The following is a 24,149-nucleotide window of genomic DNA, read 5'->3' as shown; positions in this document are numbered from 1 at the left end:
GCCGCGTCAACCTCGTCCCCGACACCAACACCGAGATCGGAGCTGATCAACTGCCCGCGCTGACCGCCTGACCCATCACGAAGGAGATCGCAGCGCTACACCACTCCACGGGACTTGACCCCTAACGGTGTCGCCAAGAGCCCCGCGGCCGCCGCGAAGGCGGTGCGTGACGGCTACTCGCGCCCCAACACCTCAAAGCTCGCTGTGCAGGTCTACTGGACGAACAACGCCAACCTGGACCGCGACAAGGACGGCACCGCCTGCGAGAACGGTTGAGCCTGCGAGAACGGTTGAGCCGCGAGTCTTGCTAGCAGGTCCGAAGGGTCATGGCTCGTGCCGGTCGTCGCACTCACGAGGTCGGCGACACGAGCACCGTCCGAACCTGTCGAACTTTGCGTCTCCGCGGCTGTCGGTTGGAGGGGACATCGATGGCGTCGTGGTCGATGCAAGCCAGTCGTACTGCGGCCGGCGGTACCGACTTATTGTGGGTCTGCGAGCCGCGGCGGTGGTGGTAGGAAGAGGTCGGAAACGTCCTGCGCGTCCTGTAGAGGGACGTCGTCGACCTGTACGTCTGTGAGCACGACCAGGGGCGGGTTCATGATCATCTGCATGTCAGTGGTGTTGAACTCAAGGACCCCACCCGCCTCGGTGACGGTCCAGGAGTCGTCGGACACGATCGCCGCGTGCTGCGCCCGGCTCTTGTCGCGGATGCGGCGCACGGACGCCTCACCGCCCCCGATGGTCAAGCGATGTGCACCCACCTACCAAGAATGCACCGAGCCGAGCCACGAGGTGGTAACTCTCTGGAACGCTTACGCCACAGAGTGCGGATCGCGGTGACTAGGGGCGGAACGTGCGCCATTCTGGACCAGAACCGCCCACGGACCCGAGACCGTGGGCGGTTCATTCATGTCACCGGCGCGAGGAGTCGGTCTCGTCGGGCCGCACGTCGGACGCAGGCACGGTGTCGATGTAGGTCTCGCCGGCACGCAGTCGCCATTGGACGTTGGCCCACCATGAGCCATCGCCTCGGCGCTGCCAGTCGCGCAGCTCGCCCGGGTGCCATGTCCCATCGACTAGGACCTCGACGTCTGGGCGCTCATCGGGACGGTAGGGGAGGGTGGGCACACGGCGACGCTAGCCCGGTCCACCTACTACGTTTCAGACGCAGAACCGTCCACGAGCCTGAGCTCGTGTCGACTCCGGCTTAGCCGTCCTCGACCCGGCGGAACCCGATGTGCTCGTGTCGCCCACCCACCCCAGGAAGTGGGCCAGCTTCGGACCCCAGAAGCAGCGCGCTCGAGCCGGGTTTTGCCCTGGTCGTTGACGTATAGCTACGGCAAGATGCACGACGTGGGTGACCCGGGGTCATGGATCAGTTGGGACGAAGCTTCCCGGTTGACCGGCTTTCGAACCCCAACTATCGAGCATGCTGTCCGGGTGGGGCGCATCGCTCGCCGGCGTGCGAGGGGCGTGTTGCCGAGCCTCGATCGTGAGTCCGTTCTGGCGTGGGCGGACTGGCAACGTGAAGCCGTCGCGCAGCGTGCTGCACGCCGGCGTGAACGCGCCGAGGGAACCGCGGCACGTCGCCCACGCCATGAGGCTCAGCGTCGGGAGGACCGACTACTGGCGCCTCCGGCGGAGGGTTCCTGGTTGACTCTTCCCGCCGCGGCGCAGCGGTTCGGTGTTTCCACCGTGACGGTCCGCCGCTGGATGGAAGCTGGACGTCTGGAAGGTGTGAGGCGGTCCGAGCGATGGATCCGTGAGGAGTCGGTTCAACGGCTAATGGATGAGCTCCTAGAGGACGCCGCCACCTGGGTTAGCCTCGCTGATGCCGCCGACATCATCGGATGCTCGATCGCAACCGTCCCGGGCTTCGTCACGGAAGGCTTGGTTGTTCAACGACCAGGGCCACGACAGCAGGCGTCGATCAACCGAGGGTCCGCAGAGCGGGCGGGCCGAGTCCTGGCAGAACGGCGGGAGGCTAAGCGCGCGGAGCGCCGGCTCCGCGACGAACAACGCACCAGCAATGGCCCGCCGGACGACGGCACCGTGTGGCTATCGGTCAAGACCACGGCGCTGCTGCTCGGGCTATCTGAGAGTGGCGTGACGCTGAAGGTGCGGGCAGGGACACTGCCTGCCACCCAGCGCGGTCGCCGATGGTGGGTCCGGCGCGATGACGCAGAGCGAGCAGCGGCGGCAAAGGCGTTTGCGGCTGCCCAACGTGACCACCGAGATGCACCGCCGCTGTAGCAGCTGTGTGGGAGCCAAGTACGCGCACTGAATCACGGCAGATCCGGATGCCACTGCATCGCTCAGTCGCGGCTGCGTTTCGCTGTGCGGGTGTTCGTAAGGCCGTGCGGTCGAGTCGTGTCGTCGGGATGCGCCCGTGCCCACGACCTCTTGTCGGTGACCGTCCGACCCACTTGCTCGTCGGAGTAATGCCGAAGGATCTCCAAGATGCTGAGTGGCACGGTCTTGTTGTGGGCAACCCAAGAGAGCATGTCGGGGTAGCGCTCGATCACGTCGAGCCACGTGTGCTCCGCTGCTTCATCGTGCGCTGCACGGTGGTACTCCGCCGGGTCGTCGCTGCTGGGCAGCCGGACGAACTCCTCGGCGGACTCGATCACGGAGCAACTCTTGCACGGCGCGCTCATCGGCAGATTGGGCGTCAGCAAGAGTGAGCGGATCGCGGCAGATGAGTGCGTTTCGCGTCCAATATAATCAGACCACCTCGGTGACCGTCCTGGAGTTCTGGCCCGACTACGGCCCCGGCTCGGTGTGGACCGAGGCGGGGGGCGTACCCGTCGACCTCGGTCGGCTAGGGGTGCACCCTGACCTCGTTGCTCACGTGGGGGCGGCCTGGAACGGCGCCTACAGCGACGACAAGGTCCCGATGGACTCGCTCGGCGACTCCGCATGGCTCCGAGGGGGCAAGCACCCGCTCGGCGAGACTCGCTCCGCGCTGGGGGCGGCACACCGGGTTGTGGTCCGAGCCGTGGTGGGGCGGGAGCCCACTTGAGGCACGACCGCTCATTGGGCAGAAGCGCACGTTCGAAGGTCAGTCAGCCGGAGCCTGTCAGGTAGAGCAGTTTGCGGCCCTCGGCGTCCTGCCAGATCCCGGCGTTCATGGGTTCGAGTGTGCGGGAACGCCGAAACGCCCCGCCCCTACCGAAGCGGGGACGGGGCGTTCGGGGTGGTGCGGTGTGTCAGGTCCAGCAGGTTGACCAGAGGCCGGCGCCGCGGTTCTTGGCTTGCTTCTCGGCGGTCCGGTAGTTGCCGGTGCGGCGGACGGGGTCGTTGTTGAAGACGTAGACCTTGGAATGGCCGGTGAAGATCTGTGCGCGGCCCACGTCGCGGCCCTTGCGTTCGACGTAGCGCAGGAGGCGGCCGTAGCGGTCCTTGTCGGCCTGGGAGGGGTCGGAGAGCAGGACGACGGTCGACCCGACGGGTGCGAGTTCCTCCATGCTCTGGGTGGCTAGGACTGCGCCGCACTCGCGTTTGCCGTACTTCTCGGGGGTGTCGACGCCGAGAAGTCGGACGTCGCGGATGCCGATTCCCTTGATCCGGATCTTCAGGGTGTCGCCGTCGGTGACCTTGACGACGTTGCCCACGTTGCGCTTCACCACAGGCTGGGGTGCGGGCTTGGGGCCGGGTGCGGGGGCTGGGCCACCGCCTCCTCCGCCGGGGCCAGCGCACGGGCAGGGGAGCGACTCGCAGGCGCGTCCATCACCTTCGGAGTCGAGGCCGTTCGGGTCGGATGGGTTGTTGTTGAGATTCATCTAGGCGGCGGCTTGGTTGGGGAAGTCGTCGCAGTTGAGGTCGCGGGCTTGGGCCGGTGCCGTGGTGGTGAGCAGTGCCGCCAAGAGGGCGGCTAGGGCGAAGAAGGTGACGAGCAGGCGGCGCATGGGCGTTCCCCCGAAAGGTGTGATGGGTATGACTTCTCCGACCGTAGGGGGGTGGGCGTGTTCTGTCAGTCGATCGAGGATTCGTCAACCTCGCCCTCTCGACCCAGGCATGACGAAAGCGCGCGCCAACCTGGAGGACGACGGGCGCGCAGACGCTGCCCATGGGTCGACGCCGCCGGCTGCAACCTGGGTGCGCAATCAGGTGGACGGCGTGAGGCGACGTGAGGGCGAGGTGCTGAGGTCGTCCTGTTGGGCGGCAGGGTGGGCCGGTCGAGGGATGCTGCGGTCTTGGTGTGCTGGCAGTCATGCGTGTCGGCGCATTGCATCTGGCACGGCCTGCGCAGTATCGGGTGAGCGGGCGCCGCTCCCGAGGCGAGCGTGCGTTCCGTTGTCCGCGTGGCGTCAGCTGGTCGCTTCGTAGCTCTCTCTGCTGGAGGTCACGACCTCGGCGGCGACCTGGTGGATCTTGACGTTGCTGTGCGAGGACGCCCTGAGTAGGAACTGGAAGGCTCGGTCCTCGTCGATGCGGTATCGCTCCATGATGATGCCCGTGGCCTGACCGATGACCTTGCGGTTGAGGAGCGCCTGGTTGAGGTGGTGTTGTTCCCAGGCGTGGCCGAGAACGACCGCGGCGTGGGTGGCGAAGAGGCGGGCGGTGTCCACCGAGTCCTGATCGATCTCGTCGTGCTTGGTCGAGTACAGGTTGAGCCCACCGACATGTTTGCCGTCGGTGAAGAACTGCGCGCCGGCCTGGGATCGGACGCCCTCCGCGATGGCTGCGGGGATGTAGCGGGGCCAACGTTGCTCGTGGGGCAGATGCTGGACGATCACGACGGGTTCATGTTCATGCTCGATGGCATCGACGCAGGGGCCCTCCATGAGGTCGTACTGCAGGCCGTCGAGCTCCCAGACGAGCTGGTCGTTGCCGGCAACGGTCTCGATGGCGCCCTGGGCCCTTTGAGGGAGATGCTGGCGTGCTCGAAGGCCGGGACGGAGGTAAGCGTTGCCTGCACGATGGCGTCAAGGGTTTCCTCGATGGTGCGTGGCTTGTTCATTTCTTCGACAGCGTGCGCCAGGGCGGTAGCCACCGCCAGATCGGACTTGCTCAAGACCTCGATGCGTTGCTCCAGAGGCAACGACGTCCAAGGGGCGGCGCGCGACGACCAGAAAGACAGTGGCCCTCTACTAAAGCCGGTTCGAAGGTACCGCAAGTGCCCGTAGGCGCCGTATTGGCGGCGCTCGGCTTGTAGGTCGGCCACCGCCCCCATTGGCAAGAGGGCGTTGGCCTATGTCAACGCGGACCCAGTGATCAAGCGGCTACGACGCCGACATTGTTGAGGACTGTCCTCCGGCGGCGCATCACCTATTCGGCGGACGATGCAGGGGCGACTCGGGTGCGCCGCCGATGCAGGTCATGTCGCACCGGCCGAAGACAAGCCCGCAACGCCATCCCCAGAGTTGAGGTGTCGGCCGCTTAGGACTCCGTATAGTCGTTGACGTCTGAAGACGTCGGGCACTGCGTTCCACCGCAACGATCCAGGAACCCACGTCATGGCGTCTGCTGTCCGCATTGTCCTGCCTGTCACCAATTCCGTTTTATTCGGTTTGACCGGTGAATTGGACCTCGCCTCTATCCCGGAACTGGCCGCAGCTTTCGCCGACGCGATGGGCAAGGACGCCCAGGTGGTTGTCGATCTAGGCGAGGTCACCTTCATGGACGCGGGCGTCATCGGGGCCCCTCATCAGTTTCCGGCGGGAAGCCCTTGCTCGCGGCGGGAGCCTGGTCGTCGTCAGCGCAAGCCCACGGATCACGAAGGTGCTTCGTCTCAGGGGTAGCCGATTTTCTGGGCCGGGCCGCCTGACCACCCGCTCGTTTGGCACCACCACGTCCCCCAGCGGCACGATGACAGGGGCGGCCGGGTTGTGTGTTTCGGCGCTGGGGTGTGGCGCGTCACGCCTCCGTACGGCCTCATGGAGGGCCCCTGCCTCGATGCGACAGAGCACGAACCCGTCGTGATCGTCCAGCGTCTGGTCCACGGGCAACGTAGCCGGCCAGTCCCGCGCCGTCCTAGGGCCCGCACCCAGAACGCCAAGTCAAACAATCACCACCCCGGGATCGGTTGTTCGCGCTTTCACCACGTACTCAGCAGGCGGCTGACGCAGCGCGAAGCGCCTGCCGGGTTTGTCGCGCTGCTTCAGTCCGGCATGACTGTCCTTGCCAAGGGGTACGGGGCTTGTGAGGGTGGGTGGCCTTTCCCTTCCGGGTGCCGCAATGCCCGCCGACCATGGATTGGGAGAGGACACGCTCGTGCCCTAAGGCGACGTCGAGACCTACCACCTCAACAAGACCGGCAAGTGGAGAAACCGAGTCGAAGGGCTCCAAGAACTGGACGGCGAGTACGACACTCGCACGCAGGCCGTCGAGGCTGGCCGCGACGAAGCACGTGAGCGCAAGGTCGAGCACATCATCCGCCGACGAGACGGCACCATCGGAGAGCGCAACACCTACGGGCACGATCCTCGTAACGTTCCAGGCTGACCCAGCTGAGCCTGCGCCTTGGGCCTGAGCACGAGCCCCCCAGGTGGTGACTTGGCGTTACCCGGCGCTGCGAGGGGACCGCACCACGGGATGGCTGCCCAAAGAAAAGGGCCACGCTGGTGGCGGATCGCGAACACACCTACACAGGGGTCGGTGCCCGAGGTACCTTGGGAGCAGGGCCCCTTGCAGTCACGAACCGGTGTGACGGAGCTAGGCCCTGCCGGTCCAGCAGCGTGGCTGACAGGACCGCAAGTGCACCGTCGGCCTGGACTCCGCCGGTGGTGCCGTCCCTACTGGGTCCCGAGGCGCCGGCAGTGGGGTCTTTGGGTGCGTCCCGTCGCTTCGGCGCCAGTGCGATGTCGGGGCGTTTCATGGGCGAATGAGCCACTCATGTCCGCCGGAGCGGCCTCCGTTCGACGGCGAACGCGGCGGTCGGCTACGGGGATAGGTCGGGATCCACGCTGCAACGCAACTGGTGCGCTCAACGGTTGCGCATCCCTATTGGGTGTCGGCCGGGGGGACCCCTTAGCCCGCCCGCACATGTTTCTAGCCGCACGAGCGCCCGCGCTGTCGGTGCTCGTTGTGGCGTTTCGTCAGCACCCAGGAAACCGGGGGAGCGGCGTCGCAGCTCAGAGGCCGCGTGTGACTCGCGGCGGGTCTCGCGACACGGTCAGCACACCCTGCGGGTCGCCTTCGTCGGTGCCCGCGGAGCCACATCCGACTCTTCGTGAGACGCCTGCCGTTAGTACCGGTCGCGGCCTGGTGGCGCGGTGACACGGGGGGAAGGGGTGCGAGGTGGCCCCTGTGGCGGTGCCGGCCAGGGTCTGGCAGATTGGTCTGGTGAGTGACATGACGAGGACGTTGTCCGAGCGGATGTCTGCGGCCGCGCGTGACCTGCAAGAGCACCATGCCGACCCAGCGGCCACGTTTCAGCGAGCGGTCGAGCTCGTCCTCGCGAACATCGATGGGTGCGAATGTGCCGGCATCTCTTTCGTGCACGCCCGCAAGGAGATTGACACGGTGGCGTCGACTGGGCAGCTCGCCGTGGATGGCGACCGCCTGCAGTATGAGACGGGTGAGGGTCCGTGTCTGGACTCGATCTGGGAGGAGCAGACGACTTACAGTCCTGACCTCGGGCGCGATGATAGGTGGCCGGCGTGGGGTCCTCGAGTGGTGGAGGAGACCAAGGCGCAGAGTGTTCTGTCGTTCCAGCTCTTCACGCACGAGGACACGCTTGGGGCGTTGAATCTGTACGCGACGCAGCGCGACGCCTTCGACAGTGAAGCGCGCGACGAAGGGCTCGCGATCGCCGCGCACATCGCGATTGCGGTCTCAGCGGCGCGCGAAGTTCGAGACTTGTCTAGGGCGATGGACTCCCGGACGGTCATTGGCCAGGCGACCGGCATTCTGATGGAGCGGTTCGACCTGGACGGCGGCCGGGCCTTCAGCGTCCTTTCGCGGCTGTCGTCTCACGCCAACGTCAAGGTTCGGGATATCGCTGCGGAGATCGTCGAGACGAGAAGGCTTCCCGCGCGCGACGAAGGGTAAGTCTCGACGGTCTCGCCGGTCTCGCCGGTGTCGAGGGTCTTTTCGGCTCGGTCGGAGGTCGACCAACTAGGTTTTGCAGGAGGCTTGACGTACTGCGAGTTGCAACACGCAATCTCCTAGGGGCTAGAGACCGTGGGTGGATTCCGGCTCTTGGGTCACGCATGTCCTTCGAGGAGCGCGGGTACATAGGCGTGCAGGTCGCGAGGGTTCCAACCAGCAGCGTTCGCTTCTAGGCCCCGCCGGTTAAGCAGTCAGCCTCGAGGCCGCTGCGGCAGGGTTTCGCCACGTCAGGACCTGAGAACCGCCGACGGGCGTGGCCGGGGGCGGTGGGCGGTTCGTCGTTGATGGAGAACGGACTCCGATCTCCCGCGCATCGGGGGGAGACACGAGTACGACGGAGCACACTCAGTCATGGGCTGGGAGGCGCTACCGCCAGAGATCGCCGAGTGGATGGGCATGGACGAGGCGATGGTCGCGTTTGCCGTGGACTGCGGATCGATCAATGACCGGCTACTGCGGTAGCGGTTTTAGACGCTCAGTCCTCGCCTGGCTATTCCCCTCACCCACCCAGCATTGGCTTCGATCGTTCGGATCACAGGTCATCAAGGTGAAGCTGACCGCAACCTCAGGCAGCGTCGTGAAGACACGAACGATCAAGGTCGGGAAGGTTGAGTAGCCGCCCATTTGTCTGGGTCCGTCCGGCGGGCAACATGGAGTGGCGGGCCGCACCCAAGCCGGAGCAACACAGCACGTTTGAGTGTGATTGGCACGGATCCGCCAGTCGAGGAGGGCACCGACTACCGGATGCTTTGCTACATCGGCCCCACCGACTGAGAGCGCCACCAAATCCGGCCCGCCCAGTTGAGTGTGGTCGAGGCGTAGGTCCCAGGTTGACGCCGTGCCCTGGGCATGGCTTGTCCTCTCCCTATCGCATGTTGGCGGGCGAGAACCATCCGCGCGCTTTGAGCGTGGCTGAGCACACTCCCTATGTTCGTCGACGCTGGAGTTGCTCTGAGTAGGGGGAGGGGGATGGAACAGGTCCTGTCCACACGACCGGGACGTCACGCTCGATGCGCCGTCTTAGGGGAAAAGGCGCGGCGAAGTGCCCCAGTTGGGACAGTTTGGTCTGCTGCTTCGAGGTAACTGAAACGAAGGTGACGGCGCTAGCTGAGCTCAGCGCCTGACATGGCAGCGACGCCCGACCGTATGGCCCCCTCGTGCCGTTCAGATGTCAGTTCAAGTCCGTCGCATCGACAATGCGGTCGTCGGTGTCGGCGCACAGGACGCAAGCGTCGGCCTGCGAGGTGGGCAGGTCCACATCGACGATGTGCGCGGTGGGGAACTCGAAGGCAGTAACGGGGGTGAGGCTCCGCGAGGCAAACCATGCGGCGCCAGCTACGACAGCTCCTGCGCTGGCCACCAGGTCGACGAGGCCGCGGATACTTGTCCCTGTGGTGGCAACGTCGTTCACGATGAGGACTCGGGTGCCGACACCCATCGAGGACCCGATGACGTGGGTGGGACGCCCATCCGGCCCTACCGATGCCAGGTAGAGGGGCGCTGAGATGCGGCGGGCGAGGGTGGAGCCAAGCCCCACTCCCGCAGTGGAGGGGGAGATGACAGCGTCGGCTCGCCAGGCGTCCACAGTCGGGCCGAGCCAGCCGGCAATCCGGTCCAAGTTGCTGACATCCGACGCGACCGCGCTGAAAGCGAGGAAGCGGTCGGTGTGGGACCCGGACAACAGCCGGTAATGGCCCTGCGTGACGGCACCCTCCAACCCAAGCATGGTTGCTACCTCAGCGTTGGACCCGAGAAGCGACCTGAACGCGACGTCGGGGGAGGCGATCGGCTGGGGAAGCGTCGTCATGGCTGCACTTTAACCACAATCTTGGTGTGCCACGGCGTGTCTTGCTCAGCCGAGGACCGCGCCTTCAGCTCTGGTCGAGGTCGTACTTCAGCGCCATAAGCCGCAATCGGCGCGTTGATCGGCACAGACATTCATGTGTCGGCCAGCGAGAAGGGTTGGTGAGCATCGCTTGTGATGCGCCGGCGAGTGGGTTTTCGGCGTACTTGGTTGCGGGCCCGCGTGGTCCGAGACGGTAGACGGCGAACTCGGGGCCGGCATCCTTGAGAGCTTCCGCGGCTAGCAGCACACCAGCCAATGCGGTGATGTAGGGGGCGGCAACCGCTACGGTGCCGCCTCCGGTGTTGACCGGGGTAGCTCCGTAGAGAAGGGCCCCAACGCGGAGCTGTTCAAAGGTCTTGCCTCCGTACGACGCCAAGGCGCCATTCGCTAGGCCCCGATGCTGCTCGATGAACCGCACCATCTGCGCGTCCATCGGCTGGTCGTTCACCAGGTACTCGCGGACGAAACGCTCGTTGAGACCTGTATCGGCTGCCAACACCCGGATACGTATACGAGTGGCGTCCAACACTTCTGCCATATGCAAGCAGCACACGCAGGGACCGTCACCAGTGCGGTGTCCAGAGATGTGAACCTCTGTGGGATTGCAGGCTGCGTTGATCAACTCCAATGGAAGGCAGTCCTGAATGCTGCGGCGCGCTTCGCGGCTGTCTACGGCTGCGAGCACCAACGGCAGGGCCTCGTCGGCCGGCTGCGACGCAACCCATTCCTCCAACGTGTGTGGCCATGGGGTTACGTGAAAGTCGGGGAGGTGGGTCAGAGCGGTTGCCGCTACATCTGCCTTGAGCTCTTCGGCCGACGCCACCGTGGAGGTAGCGAGAAGGGCACGGTCAAGGTTCTTGGCCTCCAACCGTTGCGGGTCGGTGACGATGAGGGAGCCGGTCAAGGACGGGACGTGCGAAAGGGCAAAGACGGCGGCGCCGCCCACAGAGCCGGCACCAACAAGTACGGCGTTCAACACGGGAGCGACATGAGTTGGCGTCTCCGTGTCGACGGGAACGGAGTCGGCCACGTGACGCAACGCGTCTGCATAAACACTGGCAGGGACGCTCGCTGTGTTCGTTGCCTCGGACAGCACTAGATGAGTTACCTGCCCGGCCGCCCGGCACGCCGAGAGGAGCGGTCCGATAGGGATCGCACCTCCCCATCCATCAGCCGGGAGCTGCGTCGGCTCGGTGCCGTTGTAGGAGACCCAATCGCCCCCATCGGCGACGATGTGGAGTCCACTGTCAGTCAAGTCAGGGACGGTGCCAACGTGCACGGTGATGGTCGCCGACGAGTTGGGTGTCAACGGCGTGAGGCCACCGTTCCTGGCAGCGGACGTCAACCTGTCGAAGAGCGCGTTCGGCCCAGGGGGCAGACCTGCGTCGCTAGCGATGCTGGTGTCGCAACGGACGTCGATGCGCGGGAAGAGTCGACCCAACAGGTCGACCAACGTGAGGACAAGCAACTGGTGCCGGCGATGGACCGTGCCCACAGGCAGGTCGACACGAATGGTTGCTGCGTCGAGCAGCGTCGCAACTTGGGCGCCGTCGCTGTTGGAGCCGGTGACGACCCGAAGACGCCGATCATCGCTGGAGGGTGTACTCACGTTCATGTGATGGGGAACCTTTCAGTGACCTCTTCGGGTTCGAGTTCACGCCAGCCATCTTGGGAGCGAAGTTCGTTGACTGAACAGGTAGCGAGGTCGAGAGCGGCTACCGCGAAGTCGGGCACCACGATGCTGATCGCACCTTCGTGAGCGATGAGCATGTTCGTATCATCGACGGGGGAGTGGTAGGCCTCGCCGGGATGAGTGTGAAGGCGCACCAACACGACGATGTGATCCGGCAGCGCAGAAATGAGTTGCCGTAACGCTTCAGGCGGAACCTCTACCGCGCACCCGCCGTCCCCTGACATTGCACGTTGTCCAGGTCGGACTGCCGCGACCACCGAAGCTGTTGTTTCGTCGTGGACGGTTCCGACCCAGAGCACTACTGCTTCGAACCCTTGCTCACCGGGTTCTCGCAGCAAGTCCCAACTGTCATCAATGACATGACGTGGCACCTCGTATGTGAACAAGGTGGGTGGGATTCGGGTCATCGTCAGCGACCAATCCATGTGTTCTGCAGGTCGTGTAGCAGTTCGATGACGATCTGGTGAAGGGCCAGCGTTTCGCGGTACTTGTCCCATGGGTTGTCTTCGTGCTGAGGGTGTGAGTGGTACTCGCGCAGGCCACGCCGACAGAAGAAGGGCCTGTTGTAGTCTTTGTGGTTCGGGACGATGCCCTCACCCGCAATCGACTTGGGCCAGTCGCCGGGCGGGAGTGGGCTGCCATCCGGCAGCAGCAGTTCAGCCGTTGGCGGTTGCGAGTCGAAGTTGGTCACGTCAAGCGACAGCACCAGCTCGCGTCTGACGCGTGCTTGGCCAAGAAGCGGCACGCGATGCACCTGGCCTAGCGTCTGTCCGTTCGGCAGCACCAGACTCGTTCCCAGCGCATGGTCGACAAGCGGTAGATCCTCCTTGATGAACGGCACGGTGAGGGAGGTGCCATCCAAGCGAGGAGGCCCACCCAACGAAGCCATGGATGCCAACTTGTCTGCCAGGACGTCGACGCCTTCGCTGACGTGCGCTATGACGTCCTGGGGATGCATCAGCCGTCCTGCGCCTGATCCGTCTGCAACAGCAGCGTGTCGCCGTCGACCACGCCAAGGTCTTCGAGCTTCTCGCTCAAGGAGAGCCCGCGGCCGTCGGCCTCACGGCTCAGCGTGTAGGTGCCGGCGCTGGTGTTCAAGCCGAAGTAGGCGACGGCGTCGTCAAATACCTTCTGGGCCTTGTTGTTGCGGTTGTAGCGGTCGGCGAACGTGCCGGAGGTGGACTTCACAGTGATGTCCACGAAGTTCTTGTCGGACTGGCCAGGCATCTGGAGTGTCTCTTTTCTGTCAGGGCACCTGATCCAGTGCCTAGGTTAGTTGTATCGGCTCTCACCGACAGTGGTGAGCCGGCGGCCGTCCCGCTCAGGCGTGTCGCGGCGTTTTTGGCGCCCCCTACGTCGAGCAAGCGTTCAGCGCTTGTCTGGTCTGGCCCTCTCGACCGTGCCGTGTCTTGGGTGTCGCCGTTTCTCGGGCTGATGGAAGGTCGCCTCGTCCTGCGTCGTGGTGTCCCGCGTATCCCTGGTGTCCAGCACGACGGACACCAAGACCTTCTCCAAGTGCTCGGCGTACCGCTCGGAACGCAGTTGTACCGCCGTTGCGAGGCTGTCCGGCTGCAACAGAGCGACACCGACGATGAGACTCGCCGCCGCACGCTTAAGCACCTTGGGTGCGTAGCTGGGTAGCCCGAGGCATTCGACGATCAATGCCGGCAGCGAGTTGACCATGATTGCGACTTAGCCCTTGCTTGAGCGCGGATCCAACCGGGGTCAACAGTGTCCTGCGCCCGGATCTGTCCGTTGAGTCCACGGATCTGGAGCTCGCCGCCCCCGTCGTTGCCCAGGATCTTGCGGGCACGCGAGACACCTTCGCGTTGTGTAGGTGTGACGGCGCTCGCGCGGGTTGCTCCGGGCTTCCGGACCTCGAAATTGCCGTCGTCTCGTCGCTGCACGACACGCTTGTTGGGACTGGCCATCTTCAGTGCTCCTTGTCGGTGAGGTGGGTGCGGGCCGACTGCCCACGTCAGTAAGCGTGCGCCGGACGAGTATTCCATGTCAAGCAGCCATCCGTAAACGTCAGGCATGCTGACAGTCGGCGTGGCGGGCTGGATGGGCCAGATTCGAGGCCGTGCAATGAACGCACATCTACCTTGCAGGCACGCTGCCGCTCACGCGCACGGACTGAAATTGCTCACCCGTACTAACTCACCTGCCGGTCGGTCATGGTGCGCCTACGGGAAGTGCAGGCCGGCTTTGGTGTGCCGCCGGGAAACCCAGGCGGCCGCGTTGGCCAACGGAAGCGCAGGCGGCGACGGCGCACTGGAGGTGTTGCAGCGCTTGTCCACGCATGACGCGCGAGCGTCTCACCGGGATACCTTGAGGCTTCCACGGTGATCGAGCTGCTTGGATCAGCTCGGAGAACTCAAAATGCCGAGGTTGATCAGCCGGTAGCCCATGGCCTGCTGGCTAACCTTGAACCGAGTTGCCAGGTGATGCGTGAGCTGATCCGCATCCGTCATCTTCGCTGCAGCGACGGCATCCAGCACGACTTCGGACGGCATCAGCAGTTCGGCAGCGAACCGATTGGCTTCCATCTCTTCGCGGTCGGTTGCCATCCCCGAGGTTCGATCGCGGAGGTTGATGCGCACCGACGAGTCGACAATAAGTGGACGACCCCGATGGAGATGAAAATGACCAATCTCGTGCGCGAGGGTGAACCGTCTGCGGCCCAAGTTGTGGGCGTTGTTCAAACCGACGGTGTTCGCGCCGCTCGCTCCGTCTCGAATGAGCATGCCTGAAACGTCATTACTCATGTTCGTTTTCACTACCGTCAAGTCCAAGTAGTCAGTAATGACGGTGAGGTCTACAGGTGGCTGAGTCTGACCGGTGGCACGCAACAACTCTGTCGTGGCGTCAGAGATGCGGTTCACCGGACCACCTTGGCCTGCTTCTTCTTAGCAGCCTTAATCGTCCGAACTACGGCCTGATAGATCAAGGGGTCAAGTTCATGCTTACTAGGAGAGATGAGGTCGTTGAGTCGCGGCAGCAAGTCTTGGGGTTCCAAGCTAAAAACTTGCGCTAGCCGAGCTAATCGGTATGCCGTGGGCGCTTGAACGCCGCGTTCCAGGTTCGCTACAGAAGTGCGAGCGACACCTAACCGGCTCGCTAACTGCTCTTGCGTCATGTTTTGCGCGAGTCGCGCTTCTCGGACGCGTTCGCCGAGAGCCCGGTTGTACTCGGCTTCTTGGCCAGCAACGTCGGCCTCATGGCGTCGATGCACGTCAATCTGCCTGTCGCCCATGGTCGCAGGGTAGCCGTTGCTGACACGGCATGACACCGCGACGCCTGCCCCGTCGGTTTTCGAGCGGCCTGTCGTCGGCCTTCACGCTTGGTCTGATGTTGCCTAACGACGGCACCTCAGCCTCGTGTGGGCCGCCTCTGTGGGACAGGTTCAGCGTGCACCAAGCTTGTGCCGAGTCTCCTACGCCGGCCAATAGTGTATGGCCGCCCTGACAACATTCGCGCGGCTGAACTTGTTTGCGCAGGTTTGCGTTACCAGTTCGCGAGCCGTGCCTCCTCGCGCCTCCGTAAGAACCGATGGTCCCCGCTATCGGCGACGGCCGACACACCGCGAGGTCTGTTCGTGCAAATTGAGACGCGACATCACAAGCTGGTGGTGAACCAGCCATGGCCACCGTCTGTCCGGTCAAGTAGGTCCGACATCGTCAGTCCACGTCGCTGACCTAGGCAGGCGGGCGACCCGTCAGTCGACGTATGCGGTGGGTGCCCACCACTCGCAGTCTGGGCCTTGCCGCAGAACGACCTCACGGTCAACAACGTCGGCGCTCTTCATCGCCACGGTCGCGGTGTTCAACAAGTGTGAAGCACCGTCGTGGTCGCGGAAGGTGTCGCCAACGACGAGGGGGAAGCACGTTTCCATCTGGGCTAGTTCCTGAGCGCTATCTGTCATACCTCTAGCGGCAACTTCGCGGCAACCTTGCTGAGGTCACAAAAGGACGGCAGAGTCTGCTGCATGATCAGGTGACGGCCTGACCCAGCCAAGAGTCGCGCGCGCACTCCCGGACGGCATCGCGCCCCATCGTCGTGGCGTGCAGTCGGCTGCACATCCCCAATCGCGTGTTGGCAGGCGGCTCCTACCCCTTACGCTCCGAGCCTGATAGTGCACACTGCCATGTTGGGTGAGGCAGACCCTTAAGCGGGACGCACTGGAGATGGGGGAGCGGGGTGCCTTTGTCCAGGCGTGCTGTCTGACGCCCGAATTGACGACAGACCAAAGTCGATGACTTATTTGTGTCAAGTAGGTTGCTTAGGCTGGTCTTCACGGGACTTTGCGCGCGGTGCAATCGACGAAGGGGACTACTCATCCCTTTCCGGCTGTATCGGTGCAGGTCAGAGGCATGCTGCTAACGGGCTGCTACGGCGGGGTGGTGGGCATGAGCGACGACGTCAACCTGCCCGGCGACGGTGGTGCGCCACGGATGGATCGCGGTGGCCGCGTTCGTCCGGCCGGGCACGGTGCAGCTGCGGTGATAAGTGGGACCACCTGCGTTCCATGGCAGGAGCTGCACCCGTGACCGGCGCTCACTGGCCGGGCAACTGTCCGGTGGCCATAGTGGTGGCGACGCTGAGGCAGATCAAGCGGGCCGCACTGGAGAGGCCATCAATGACCTTCCGGGCGCGGGTGCGTGTGTCCTCGTCGTCGGTGTCGGCCGCGATTGCCTCGAGCGCTGCGATCATCCGGTCGAGTGCGGTCTCGGCAGTGGCCACAGACGGCGGGCGGCCGCGGTCGCTCCTCGATTGAACGACCGCGGCCTCGGAAGGCGTGGTGTCTCGAGGCGCCCCACTCTCCTTGCCCGCCGGTGTCCCCGCAGCCCGCGAAATCATGCACGCGGGCGAGGGCACCTTCGTGCCTTTGCCACACTGGGCCAGTGACCGCCGGCCCCTACCGCCCCAACGAGCGCCCGGACGTCGAGGTCCACGTCGACGGAGTCTGGCACCCAGGCGAGCTCCGCGACTGGCTGCACCGCGAAGACGGCACCTGGTGGGCCAACGGCCAGTGGCGCCGGCGACCCGGAGAGACGTACATCGACACCGTACCCGCCGACCACGTGCGTCCGTCGAGACTGACCACTCGCATGGCCGAAGTGGGTGAACCGCCAGGGTCTCGAGTCCGTGGGCGGTTCGAGAGCCAGCCTAGGGGACGCACAGAGGGCCGTCTGACGGATCTCAAGATCCGCAACCAAGGTGGATGACCCCACCCATCCGTCACCGTCGAACTACTGGCGCCACGCGCCGCCCGGTGTGCGGTGGTGTGTGAGGTCAACGAGCGTAGATCGTCTCTCGGTTGCATCCAGCACATTCGTAGTGGTGGCTCGTTGCCAGGTCTGGGAGGAGCTTCCGTAGGGTCGCAGACGGAACCAACAAGCCGCACTGCGGGCATGCTTCGACTTGTGGCGGACTGTGGCGGGGATGCCCCAATGGCCAGGCTCCCGCGAATGAACAGTCGAGGGGCAGTTCGACGTTGGGCGCTTCGGTTTCCAAGACGATTCCCTAGCCTGCGTTCGGACGGGTGAAAGATGCGCCCAGCCCGAAGGGGCACTAAGGGCTGGGCGCCAGACCGACCGCCCGGGAGGGGGTAAGGCCAGTCCGGATGCGGGTGTGCTCGCACCGCATCAGGTCGCACGCTAAGGACATAGTCGCCGCTACCCCCGGGTAAGTGACGGGGGTCACCCGCAGGGCGGGATTACCGCCCAGTCTCCGAGATGTCGCCGGCACAGACCGCTCGCTCAATGACGTCGGCGCGTCGGCCATTCCCCCCCGGAGCCCTCCGGATGGCCGGTTTCAAGCCGCGTCGGCAGGTGGCTACATGGCCTCCCTTGCCGACGCGGTGGGCTCGGCCAATGGCTACTAGCAGGTGCGAGACACGACAAGCTCGGCACGAAGCTGCACAACGTCGACACGTCGGGGTAACGGCATTGCAAAGCCAGCACGCGGCGAGCGGCCCGCGTGTTCTGCTCTCGTCTTGCAGACCAACCTCGGGCTCATCCTCATCGTCGGGGGAGTTCACACCATGAAACAGCTCGCGCGCACAGAAGTCCGTCTCGACGGCACTTGGTGCCCCGGTGAAGTCTGGGACTGGGAAGAGCACACCGACGGGTGGCGGCCGGTGGTGTCTGCACGCCCGCAGCCAGGCAAGACGTACATCGGCAGGGTGCCGACGAGCGATGTTCGTGTCCTTGGACCTGAGGGTACTGAGACGCATATCGACACCGTGCCGACTTCCGATGTGCGGCCCGACGAGACCGACCACTCGCGCGGCCGAGCTGCCGGGACATGACAGAACCGCCCACGTCTCGGGTACGCGGACGGTTCCGGTCTAGACGCTGGAGTCGCTCAGCCTGCTGAGATGCGGAGGACCTCGGCGTACATGTCCTTGGCCGAACCATCGAAGTAGTTGGCGTGGGTGATCTTGACGGTGTCGATCGAGTCGGACCCGACGAGCACGATGTCCATGAAGGCGTTCTCCCGGTGCTCGCGCTCGAGCTCCTCGTACTTGCCGAGCGCCTTCTTCGCGTTCGTGCCGAAGTCGAGTTGGTCCAACAGGTGACCGGCGTGGCGGTCGAACACCAAGATGAAGTGCTGGATCTTCGGTGCGCTCATGCGGTGACCTTAGGGCAGAAGGGGAAGTGCGTCGAGTCTACGTTGCTCGTGTAACGCACGGAGGGGATCAGGAATTTCCTCGCCTGTCTCGAGCAGGGCCATCATCTCCGACGCTGTGGCCAGGAAGAGCTGCACCGGGTGATCGCCGTCCTGCTTGAGGTTCAGGCCCAGCATCTGCGAGAAGTCCTCGGCGGCCAAGGCCCACGAGTGCATGGTCGTAGTCCGCAACTGGATCTCGATCTGCCGGCCCTGGTACTCCACGATCACGTGGACGCCTCGGTACCCGGATTGGCGGGGCTCGGCGATGTAGTCAGCGCCGCCGACCACCGGCACGCGCCCATTCTTCACGCGCTCTTCTAGGCGCCGCAGGTCGTCGATCGACTCGACCACGGCACGACACCCACCGATGTCCTGCATCCGCGAGAGGTCAAGGGTCGGCTCCCTCTGCACCTTGTCCATGATCGTCTGACGTCTCTTGAGCCGCTGCGTCACCTCGGCCTCGACGCCCGCTGTCCGAGCCCGCGACCGCAGGCCGTTGTTGGCTGACACGAGCGGGATGTAGTGCGCTCGCCGCCAGTCCTCGACGACTGCGACCGCGTCGACCGCCACATCGAAGTCCACCTCCTCGCGGAAGTACTTCCGGATGGTGCTCCCGGCCTTCTTCACCTGGCTCTTGCTGGGCACGCCGTCGCTCACTGATCCCAGCCTCCCCGGGGCCAACCACGGCCCATCATCGATGCGCCCGGAGACTACAGGGCATGCCGCTGTCGGTGACGACACCTAGCGTCCGCAAGTCCACCTACCAAGGAGAACCCCGATGACCCGATCCCTGTCAGATCTGCGGCGGCCAGTCCGCATCAAGACCCAGACGCTGAACCGCATGGAGGGCCAGTCGGTTCTGGAGGAGCGTGTGTGCCGCATCGCACGTGCGAGGCCAACGAGCGACCCGCCACCATGGGCACACCCGTCCCCTGGGTTGCGCCGACCATCGGCTGTCGGTGGGGGTCGCTACCGTCAGATCCACTGACGGCACTGGGTCGTCACGATGAGGGGAGAGCGGCCGATGGCCTCGAAGACGGAGACACACGACGCGTTGCTTGAGCAGATCCATCGCCTAGCAGGGGAGGTCTCGGACTACCCGGAGATCGCACAGGCTGAGATGCTGGTGAACCTGGCCCTGGCCTACCGCTACGTCGCAGGTGGACCCCAGCCGGGTGGTCATGCAGTAGAGAAGGGCTGACCCGTGGACTGCGATCGATGTGGCGCTGTGGTTGGTGACGTCGCGAAGCACGACCAGTGGCACACCGCGCTGGGTGAACTCGAGACCCGTGTGGATCAGGTCGAGGACCAGTCGGCCGGCACGGCGAACATCCTCTACCAGCGGGGCCTCGACTAGCTCCTCCGCGCGAAGCGCCCGGCTGCGGCTTGGTGCCGATCTGGGACCATCCAGAACCGCCCACGGTCTCCGGTCGTGGGCGGTTCTGTCGTACAGGTGCGAGTCAGCCGGCGTCCGGCCAGAGCTCCCACATGCTCATCCGCACGACATAGGCGGCCAGCCGGTCGGCCGCCCGCTCGGTCAGCCACCCACAACGCCGAGCACGCATCAACGCCTGCGCCTCGACCGAACGTTGCATGCCGCGTCGCCGCCCCGCAGCATGATCTGACGAAGCAGCGGGACGGCCGCAACCTTCCCTGCCATGAACGTCACCAGCGACTCGGCGTCGACGAGCCACTGCCCGTCGACCTCGACCCCCTCGACGTCGCCCGCCCGTGCGAGCCTGCTTGCACTCTCCCTTTGCGATGTTGGCGGGGGAGAACATGCGAAGGGACATGGTTCGACGTGCCTCGCCCATCAGCCAATGGGTGGATGCGGAGGAGGCAGGATGACTGCTCGTCCACGAGCTTGGAGGCACGGCCGACAAGTGCGACCCCGTTTCCTGAGCCCGGTGCTGTGTAGTGCGGTCGCGGCTCGGCGAACATATTGACGAGGTCGTTCCCCTGTCACAGGGCGCAAGAGGGATTTGAGGCGTGCCGCGTTTATGACCCGAAAACTACAGCCTAAGCGGTCAAAAATGGACAAACTCGGCCAAGATCGCTGGGTCAGCATGCCCGCGGGTTGCCAGAGTTTGTGCAGGTCACGGCACGCGTCGGCAAGAGCGGTCAAAAGGTCTTAGCCCTAGAGCGCGCACACGACGGAAGCCCAGAGGTCGCAGGTTCAAATCCTGCCCCCGCTACAAAGTAAAGGTGCAGGTCAGAGGCGGTTTTCGGAGAGATCCGAAGCCGTCTTTGGCGTTCCTCGACCGCTGGTTGTCCGCATCTGTAAGCAGTCGGGGCGCGCGAGGGTGGTCGCGGCGTCGAGCGGCTGGGCCACGAGCTGAGCGTGCCGTCGTACACGAATCTGGATGCGCCGGGACATCCGGTGACGAACAGAGCCCTGGGTGGACGTCATCTTGGCGGCATCTGGGGCCCCGACCTCTGGGTCAGTTAGAAAGCAACTGAGCGCCGGAAGGGCGCTTGGCGTTCTCTCGCGTTCGGCGTATCAGCGCACCGTCGCATCGGGCGCTGAACGCCCGGTGCCGTGGCTATGGGGAACCTCGCTGTCCAGCCCCCGGTCGGCGTGGTCGGCATGGAAGAGTGCCTCTTCGAGTAGAGCGCGCACGTGGCTGCTGCCCGCCGCGTAGTACATGTAGGTGCCATCACGACGTCCGTGCACCAACCCTGCGAGACGCAGCTTGGCCAGATGCTGGCTGACGCCAGAGGGTGAGGCGTGGACCAGATCGGCCAGGCAGTTGACCGAGGTCTCACCCTGCAGCAGTGCCCACGACGAGATGCCGGTCGCCGGCGACCCTACGACCTCCGCCTCGAGCCCGACCAGATGATCGTGCTGCGAACGCCCAGCCTCACTGCCCACGCTTTGGGGAGCTGAACGACTCGACACGACTCTCGCCCCCGAGGTGCGGACCGAGGAGGGCCTGCTTGCTGCCGAGTAAACGGGCGCCACCGACGGGCCGACTACTGCCGGCGGGCCAGCGACCTGATCGGTGGATGGCGCCTACTCCGGCTCGCGGACTTCGTTGGCGTCTTGGTGCTTGGGCTCGTTGGGGTGGGCGTCGGGCCCCTGGTCGGGCCGTTGCTGGCCTGCTCGACTCCTCGACCTCGGTGGCGTCTACTTTGTCGTCGCCTTCGGACCTCTCCACGGATCCTCATCGTTCTGGAGCGGACCGGGGCGGCGCAGCTAGTAGCCGCCGAACGCGTCGATCCTGATGTCGTCGTGGTCGACGCCGGCGGCCATTAGGACGACTTCGGTGGACTCGATCATTGCCGGAGGACCGGCGATGTAGTAGTAGTGCACGGAGTCCTCGACGCACTCGGTGAGGAGACGTCGGCGTTCCTTGCTCTTCATCGCGTGGGTGACGACGTAGTCGATCGAGACGGCTGGGAGCTGCCGTTGCCAGGAATCGAACTCGTCTTGGAACAGGAAGTCGGGGCTGCGGTTGAGGTAGGTCAAGTGCACTGATTCCTGGCTGGAGCGGTGGGCCAGGGCGGCGATCATGCTCCGGAACGGTGCCACACCGACGCCGGCGGCGATGAGCACGCTGTTGCGGTGCTGACGCAGCGAGAACTCGTAGTCGTTGCCGTACGCGGTGATGCGATAGGAATCGCCAGCCCGGGCGTTCTGCAGCGTGCGCTTGATCCCGCTCTGACCTTCCTTGAACGTGATGACGAGGTCGGCCTCCGTCGGAGCTGAGGACAGCGAGTAGGTTCTGCCGCCGGACAGGTCTTGGTCGAACCCGAGGTCGATCCAGTCGCCGGCCTCGTAGTCGAAGCCCGGTGGTCGCGCGAACACGAGGGACAGGTGGCCGGGGGTCTCGGGTCGGACCTCCTTGACGACGATCGGGATGTCGACGTTCTTATGCACCACGGTGCAGTTCGCCCTGCCGTGAACTGACACCACCGGTGACGGCGGCGGTGGGGGTGGCGGGCACGGTTCCGGCGTTCTGCCAGGCGGACTTGCGCAGCAGCCGGAGACCGTTGAGCGCGACGATGATCGTCGACCCCTCGTGTCCGGCGACGCCGAGTGGTAGCGGGAGTGTCCCGAAGATGTCCCAGGCCACGAGCACGGTGATGACGGTGCCGGCGATGACGAGGTTGGCTTTCACGACGCGGTGCGCACGTCGCGCAAGGTCGATCGTCTTGGGCAGCGCGGCGAGGTCGTCGCGGACCAGGACGACGTCGGAGGTTTCCATCGCGAGGTCTGAACCGTTGCGGCCCATGGCCACCCCGACGTGCGCTGCCGCCATCGCGGGTGCGTCGTTGACGCCGTCACCGACCAGCAGGACCTGGTGGCCGCCCGTGCGCAGGCGCTTGACGGCGGTCACCTTGTCGGCGGGGAGGAGGTGGGCCTCGACCCGGGTGATCCCGACGCTGTGGGCCAAGCGCTCGGCGGCGGGCTGGTTGTCGCCGGTTAGCAGTACCGCCTCGTTGCCGGTGAGGTCGGTGAGGGACCGCACCGCCGATTGTGCTCCGTCTCGAACACGGTCGGTGAGTGCCACGACGCCGATGACACGCTCATCGACCAGCACGACAACGGCGGTGTGACCGGAGCGTTCCAGCTCCGCGACGGCAGCCTGTGCCTGGCGCTCGTCGGCGGGCAACAGTGGGCTGGGGGCGCCGATGGTCACCGATCGACCCTCGACCCTCGCGTCCACGCCGCGACCTGGCGTCGAGCCGAACTCGTCGGGCTCGGGGAACTCGATGCTGCGCTCGCGAGCAGCGGCCACGATGGCTCGACCCACCGGGTGCTCGCTACGTCGTTCGGCCGCGGCCGCTACCCGCAGCAACTCGGCTTCGGACGTGTCACCGAACGTGACGACCGACGCCACCCGGGGTGTGCCCTGGGTCAGGGTGCCAGTCTTGTCGAAGGCGACGAGGTCGACCTTGCTGAGCTCCTCGAGTGCCACCGCGGACTTCACCAGGACGCCATGGCGGCCGGCGTTGGCGATGGTGGCCAGCAACGGGGGCATCGTGGCCAGCACCACCGCGCACGGCGACGCGACGATCATGAAGGTCATCGCCCGCAGCAGGGTCGGCTCGAACTCGGCCCCGAAGACGAGCGGGATCGTGAACAGCGCCAGCGTGGCGACCACGACGCCGACGCTGTAGCGCTGCTCGATCTTCTCGATGAACAGTTGGGTCTTGGCCTTGCTCGACGAGGCCTGCTCGACCATCGCCACGATGCGCGCGATCACGGTGTCAGCGGCCGCGCGATGCACCCGCACCCTCAATGCACCGGCCCCGTTCAGCGTGCCGGCGAAGACTTCGTCCCCGGGACCTTTGGTCACCGGCAGCGGCTCCCCGGTGATGGAGGCCTGGTCCAGTTCGCTGACCCCGTTGAGGATCTCGCCGTCCGCGCCGACCCGCTCGCCCGGCCGGACCAGGACCAGGTCGCCGACGACCAGCGTTTCAGCGTCGACGTCCTCCTCTTCCCCGGACTTGGACAGACGCACCGCGCGCTCCGGTGCGAGCGTCAGGAGCGCGTTGACGGAGTCCTCGGTACGCCGGGTCGCGAATGCCTCCAAAGCGCCGGACGTGGCGAAGATGACGATCAACAACGCCCCCTCGAAGATCTGCCCGATCGACGCAGCCACGAGGGCCGCCACGATCATCAGCAGATCGACGTCCAGCGTCTTCTCGCGCAACGCCTGCAAACCAGCCAGCGCCGGCTCCCAGCCACCCGCGGCGTAACAGGCCAGGTACAGGCTCCACCACACGACCTCAGGCGCACCGGCGACCTGGGCCACCGCGCCCACGGCGAACAGGACGGTGGCAAGCGCGGCCCACCGGATCTCGGGCAACGAGAGCGCAGCCAGGAACGGCGATCGCACCGGACGAATGTCCTTCGGCGGCCGAGCAGCGGTG

28 protein-coding genes and 1 pseudogene are annotated in these 24,149 nt (G+C 65.2%); 8 read left to right on the top strand and 21 right to left on the bottom strand.

Annotated features, from left to right (window positions below; genetic code table 11):
* Window positions 1-114 precede the first annotated feature (114 nt).
* The gene (locus tag QWY28_RS21920; protein ID WP_300955022.1) at window positions 115-276 is read left to right on the top strand and encodes an excalibur calcium-binding domain-containing protein; all 162 of its coding nucleotides are present in this window, start codon (window positions 115-117) and stop codon (window positions 274-276) included.
* A gap of 203 nt (window positions 277-479) precedes the next feature.
* Here QWY28_RS21920 and QWY28_RS21915 read toward each other — a convergent pair whose 3' ends face one another.
* Window positions 480-719, bottom strand: a complete 240-nt coding sequence (locus QWY28_RS21915; protein WP_300955021.1) for a hypothetical protein — start codon at window positions 717-719, stop codon at window positions 480-482.
* Window positions 720-1,653: 934 nt separating this feature from the next.
* On the opposite strand from QWY28_RS21915, the gene QWY28_RS21910 reads away from it, so the two are divergent.
* Complete coding sequence (locus QWY28_RS21910) at window positions 1,654-2,253, top strand: helix-turn-helix domain-containing protein (RefSeq protein WP_300955020.1); 600 nt, start codon at window positions 1,654-1,656, stop codon at window positions 2,251-2,253.
* Window positions 2,254-2,315: 62 nt separating this feature from the next.
* Here QWY28_RS21910 and QWY28_RS21905 read toward each other — a convergent pair whose 3' ends face one another.
* Window positions 2,316-2,630, bottom strand: coding sequence for a hypothetical protein (locus tag QWY28_RS21905; RefSeq protein WP_300955018.1), 315 nt, complete (start codon window positions 2,628-2,630; stop codon window positions 2,316-2,318).
* A gap of 68 nt (window positions 2,631-2,698) precedes the next feature.
* Here QWY28_RS21905 and QWY28_RS21900 point away from each other — a divergent pair, with 68 nt between their 5' ends.
* A complete protein-coding gene (locus QWY28_RS21900) occupies window positions 2,699-3,022 on the top strand; it encodes a hypothetical protein (RefSeq protein WP_300955016.1) in 324 nt (107 codons plus the stop codon).
* A gap of 187 nt (window positions 3,023-3,209) precedes the next feature.
* On the opposite strand, the gene QWY28_RS21895 is transcribed toward QWY28_RS21900, so the two are convergent.
* The 3 genes from QWY28_RS21895 to QWY28_RS21885 form a co-directional block, all read right to left on the bottom strand.
* The gene (locus QWY28_RS21895; protein WP_300955015.1) at window positions 3,210-3,626 is read right to left on the bottom strand and encodes a thermonuclease family protein; all 417 of its coding nucleotides are present in this window, start codon (window positions 3,624-3,626) and stop codon (window positions 3,210-3,212) included.
* A gap of 156 nt (window positions 3,627-3,782) precedes the next feature.
* Complete coding sequence (locus tag QWY28_RS21890) at window positions 3,783-3,908, bottom strand: hypothetical protein (RefSeq protein WP_300955013.1); 126 nt, start codon at window positions 3,906-3,908, stop codon at window positions 3,783-3,785.
* 402 nt (window positions 3,909-4,310) lie between these two features.
* The gene (locus QWY28_RS21885) at window positions 4,311-4,802 is read right to left on the bottom strand and encodes a GAF and ANTAR domain-containing protein (protein WP_439117274.1); all 492 of its coding nucleotides are present in this window, start codon (window positions 4,800-4,802) and stop codon (window positions 4,311-4,313) included.
* Window positions 4,803-5,459: 657 nt separating this feature from the next.
* On the opposite strand from QWY28_RS21885, the gene QWY28_RS21880 reads away from it, so the two are divergent.
* From QWY28_RS21880 to QWY28_RS21875, 3 genes and pseudogenes are all read left to right on the top strand, one after another.
* Entirely contained in the window at window positions 5,460-5,744 is a 285-nt protein-coding gene (locus QWY28_RS21880) for an STAS domain-containing protein (RefSeq protein WP_300955010.1), read from the top strand.
* Between the two features lie 511 nt (window positions 5,745-6,255).
* Window positions 6,256-6,447 (top strand): annotated as a pseudogene (locus QWY28_RS24470) (DUF2188 domain-containing protein); the annotation flags it as partial.
* A gap of 849 nt (window positions 6,448-7,296) precedes the next feature.
* Window positions 7,297-7,995 carry a GAF and ANTAR domain-containing protein gene (locus tag QWY28_RS21875; protein ID WP_300955025.1) on the top strand — a complete coding sequence of 233 codons (699 nt, stop codon included), beginning with the start codon at window positions 7,297-7,299 and terminating at the stop codon, window positions 7,993-7,995.
* Between the two features lie 1,231 nt (window positions 7,996-9,226).
* Here the strand turns inward: QWY28_RS21875 and QWY28_RS21870 are convergent.
* The 10 genes from QWY28_RS21870 to QWY28_RS21825 all read right to left on the bottom strand — a co-directional run bounded on the left by QWY28_RS21870 (window position 9,227) and on the right by QWY28_RS21825 (window position 16,337).
* Window positions 9,227-9,862 carry a phosphoribosyltransferase family protein gene (locus tag QWY28_RS21870; protein WP_300955009.1) on the bottom strand — a complete coding sequence of 212 codons (636 nt, stop codon included), beginning with the start codon at window positions 9,860-9,862 and terminating at the stop codon, window positions 9,227-9,229.
* A gap of 64 nt (window positions 9,863-9,926) precedes the next feature.
* A complete protein-coding gene (locus QWY28_RS21865) occupies window positions 9,927-11,510 on the bottom strand; it encodes a ThiF family adenylyltransferase (protein ID WP_300955008.1) in 1,584 nt (527 codons plus the stop codon).
* Between the two features lie 2 nt (window positions 11,511-11,512).
* A complete protein-coding gene (locus QWY28_RS21860; RefSeq protein ID WP_300955006.1) occupies window positions 11,513-12,019 on the bottom strand; it encodes a hypothetical protein in 507 nt (168 codons plus the stop codon).
* Window positions 12,004-12,552 (bottom strand): hypothetical protein, encoded by a 549-nt coding sequence (locus tag QWY28_RS21855; protein WP_300955005.1) that lies wholly within the window; start codon window positions 12,550-12,552, stop codon window positions 12,004-12,006. The genes QWY28_RS21860 and QWY28_RS21855 overlap by 16 nt, the downstream gene beginning before the upstream one ends.
* A complete protein-coding gene (locus tag QWY28_RS21850) occupies window positions 12,552-12,821 on the bottom strand; it encodes an EsaB/YukD family protein (RefSeq protein ID WP_300955003.1) in 270 nt (89 codons plus the stop codon). The genes QWY28_RS21855 and QWY28_RS21850 overlap by 1 nt, the downstream gene beginning before the upstream one ends.
* A gap of 141 nt (window positions 12,822-12,962) precedes the next feature.
* Window positions 12,963-13,277 (bottom strand): hypothetical protein, encoded by a 315-nt coding sequence (locus QWY28_RS21845; RefSeq protein WP_300955002.1) that lies wholly within the window; start codon window positions 13,275-13,277, stop codon window positions 12,963-12,965.
* Window positions 13,253-13,525, bottom strand: coding sequence for a DUF2188 domain-containing protein (locus QWY28_RS21840; RefSeq protein ID WP_300955001.1), 273 nt, complete (start codon window positions 13,523-13,525; stop codon window positions 13,253-13,255). The genes QWY28_RS21845 and QWY28_RS21840 overlap by 25 nt, the downstream gene beginning before the upstream one ends.
* A gap of 432 nt (window positions 13,526-13,957) precedes the next feature.
* Window positions 13,958-14,479 (bottom strand): ImmA/IrrE family metallo-endopeptidase, encoded by a 522-nt coding sequence (locus QWY28_RS21835; RefSeq protein ID WP_300954999.1) that lies wholly within the window; start codon window positions 14,477-14,479, stop codon window positions 13,958-13,960.
* A complete protein-coding gene (locus tag QWY28_RS21830) occupies window positions 14,476-14,850 on the bottom strand; it encodes a helix-turn-helix transcriptional regulator (RefSeq protein ID WP_300954998.1) in 375 nt (124 codons plus the stop codon). The genes QWY28_RS21835 and QWY28_RS21830 overlap by 4 nt, the downstream gene beginning before the upstream one ends.
* Window positions 14,851-16,151: 1,301 nt before the next feature.
* A complete protein-coding gene (locus QWY28_RS21825; RefSeq protein ID WP_300954997.1) occupies window positions 16,152-16,337 on the bottom strand; it encodes a hypothetical protein in 186 nt (61 codons plus the stop codon).
* A gap of 1,255 nt (window positions 16,338-17,592) precedes the next feature.
* Between QWY28_RS21825 and QWY28_RS21820 the strand changes: the two genes are divergently transcribed.
* Entirely contained in the window at window positions 17,593-17,907 is a 315-nt protein-coding gene (locus QWY28_RS21820; protein WP_300954996.1) for a hypothetical protein, read from the top strand.
* Window positions 17,908-17,963: 56 nt separating this feature from the next.
* Here QWY28_RS21820 and QWY28_RS21815 read toward each other — a convergent pair whose 3' ends face one another.
* Window positions 17,964-18,230 carry a hypothetical protein gene (locus QWY28_RS21815; RefSeq protein ID WP_300954994.1) on the bottom strand — a complete coding sequence of 89 codons (267 nt, stop codon included), beginning with the start codon at window positions 18,228-18,230 and terminating at the stop codon, window positions 17,964-17,966.
* 9 nt (window positions 18,231-18,239) lie between these two features.
* Window positions 18,240-18,926 (bottom strand): RelA/SpoT domain-containing protein, encoded by a 687-nt coding sequence (locus QWY28_RS21810; RefSeq protein ID WP_300954993.1) that lies wholly within the window; start codon window positions 18,924-18,926, stop codon window positions 18,240-18,242.
* A gap of 367 nt (window positions 18,927-19,293) precedes the next feature.
* On the opposite strand from QWY28_RS21810, the gene QWY28_RS21805 reads away from it, so the two are divergent.
* Window positions 19,294-19,470, top strand: coding sequence for a hypothetical protein (locus tag QWY28_RS21805; RefSeq protein WP_300954992.1), 177 nt, complete (start codon window positions 19,294-19,296; stop codon window positions 19,468-19,470).
* A gap of 259 nt (window positions 19,471-19,729) precedes the next feature.
* Here QWY28_RS21805 and QWY28_RS21800 read toward each other — a convergent pair whose 3' ends face one another.
* The 4 genes from QWY28_RS21800 to QWY28_RS21785 all read right to left on the bottom strand — a co-directional run bounded on the left by QWY28_RS21800 (window position 19,730) and on the right by QWY28_RS21785 (window position 24,115).
* Window positions 19,730-19,864, bottom strand: a complete 135-nt coding sequence (locus tag QWY28_RS21800; RefSeq protein ID WP_300954991.1) for a hypothetical protein — start codon at window positions 19,862-19,864, stop codon at window positions 19,730-19,732.
* 905 nt (window positions 19,865-20,769) lie between these two features.
* The gene (locus tag QWY28_RS21795) at window positions 20,770-21,141 is read right to left on the bottom strand and encodes an ArsR/SmtB family transcription factor (protein ID WP_300954989.1); all 372 of its coding nucleotides are present in this window, start codon (window positions 21,139-21,141) and stop codon (window positions 20,770-20,772) included.
* 324 nt (window positions 21,142-21,465) lie between these two features.
* Entirely contained in the window at window positions 21,466-22,152 is a 687-nt protein-coding gene (locus QWY28_RS21790; protein ID WP_300954988.1) for a ferredoxin--NADP reductase, read from the bottom strand.
* Complete coding sequence (locus tag QWY28_RS21785) at window positions 22,142-24,115, bottom strand: heavy metal translocating P-type ATPase (protein ID WP_300954986.1); 1,974 nt, start codon at window positions 24,113-24,115, stop codon at window positions 22,142-22,144. The genes QWY28_RS21790 and QWY28_RS21785 overlap by 11 nt, the downstream gene beginning before the upstream one ends.
* Window positions 24,116-24,149 lie beyond the last annotated feature (34 nt).

Source organism: Nocardioides oceani (assembly GCF_030412965.1).
In the GTDB taxonomy this organism is placed as follows: domain Bacteria; phylum Actinomycetota; class Actinomycetes; order Propionibacteriales; family Nocardioidaceae; genus Nocardioides; species Nocardioides oceani.
The sequence above is the reverse complement of the archived record's forward strand: the minus strand, read 5'-3'. Positions and strand labels throughout refer to the sequence as shown.

What these genes read in the sequence shown, in the direction of transcription:
- QWY28_RS21855 (WP_300955005.1), bottom strand. Translation starts at nt 12,552, where the DNA reads ATGCATCCCCAGGACGTCATAGCGCACGTCAGCGAAGGCGTCGACGTC.
- QWY28_RS21815 (WP_300954994.1), bottom strand. Translation starts at nt 18,230, where the DNA reads ATGAGCGCACCGAAGATCCAGCACTTCATCTTGGTGTTCGACCGCCAC.
- QWY28_RS21805 (WP_300954992.1), top strand. Translation starts at nt 19,294, where the DNA reads ATGGCCTCGAAGACGGAGACACACGACGCGTTGCTTGAGCAGATCCAT.
- QWY28_RS21800 (WP_300954991.1), bottom strand. Translation starts at nt 19,864, where the DNA reads ATGCAACGTTCGGTCGAGGCGCAGGCGTTGATGCGTGCTCGGCGTTGT.
- QWY28_RS21880 (WP_300955010.1), top strand. Translation starts at nt 5,460, where the DNA reads ATGGCGTCTGCTGTCCGCATTGTCCTGCCTGTCACCAATTCCGTTTTA.
- QWY28_RS21870 (WP_300955009.1), bottom strand. Translation starts at nt 9,862, where the DNA reads ATGACGACGCTTCCCCAGCCGATCGCCTCCCCCGACGTCGCGTTCAGG.
- QWY28_RS21850 (WP_300955003.1), bottom strand. Translation starts at nt 12,821, where the DNA reads ATGCCTGGCCAGTCCGACAAGAACTTCGTGGACATCACTGTGAAGTCC.
- QWY28_RS21830 (WP_300954998.1), bottom strand. Translation starts at nt 14,850, where the DNA reads ATGGGCGACAGGCAGATTGACGTGCATCGACGCCATGAGGCCGACGTT.
- QWY28_RS21875 (WP_300955025.1), top strand. Translation starts at nt 7,297, where the DNA reads ATGACGAGGACGTTGTCCGAGCGGATGTCTGCGGCCGCGCGTGACCTG.
- QWY28_RS21890 (WP_300955013.1), bottom strand. Translation starts at nt 3,908, where the DNA reads ATGCGCCGCCTGCTCGTCACCTTCTTCGCCCTAGCCGCCCTCTTGGCG.
- QWY28_RS21900 (WP_300955016.1), top strand. Translation starts at nt 2,699, where the DNA reads ATGAGTGCGTTTCGCGTCCAATATAATCAGACCACCTCGGTGACCGTC.
- QWY28_RS21860 (WP_300955006.1), bottom strand. Translation starts at nt 12,019, where the DNA reads ATGGATTGGTCGCTGACGATGACCCGAATCCCACCCACCTTGTTCACA.
- QWY28_RS21845 (WP_300955002.1), bottom strand. Translation starts at nt 13,277, where the DNA reads ATGGTCAACTCGCTGCCGGCATTGATCGTCGAATGCCTCGGGCTACCC.
- QWY28_RS21840 (WP_300955001.1), bottom strand. Translation starts at nt 13,525, where the DNA reads ATGGCCAGTCCCAACAAGCGTGTCGTGCAGCGACGAGACGACGGCAAT.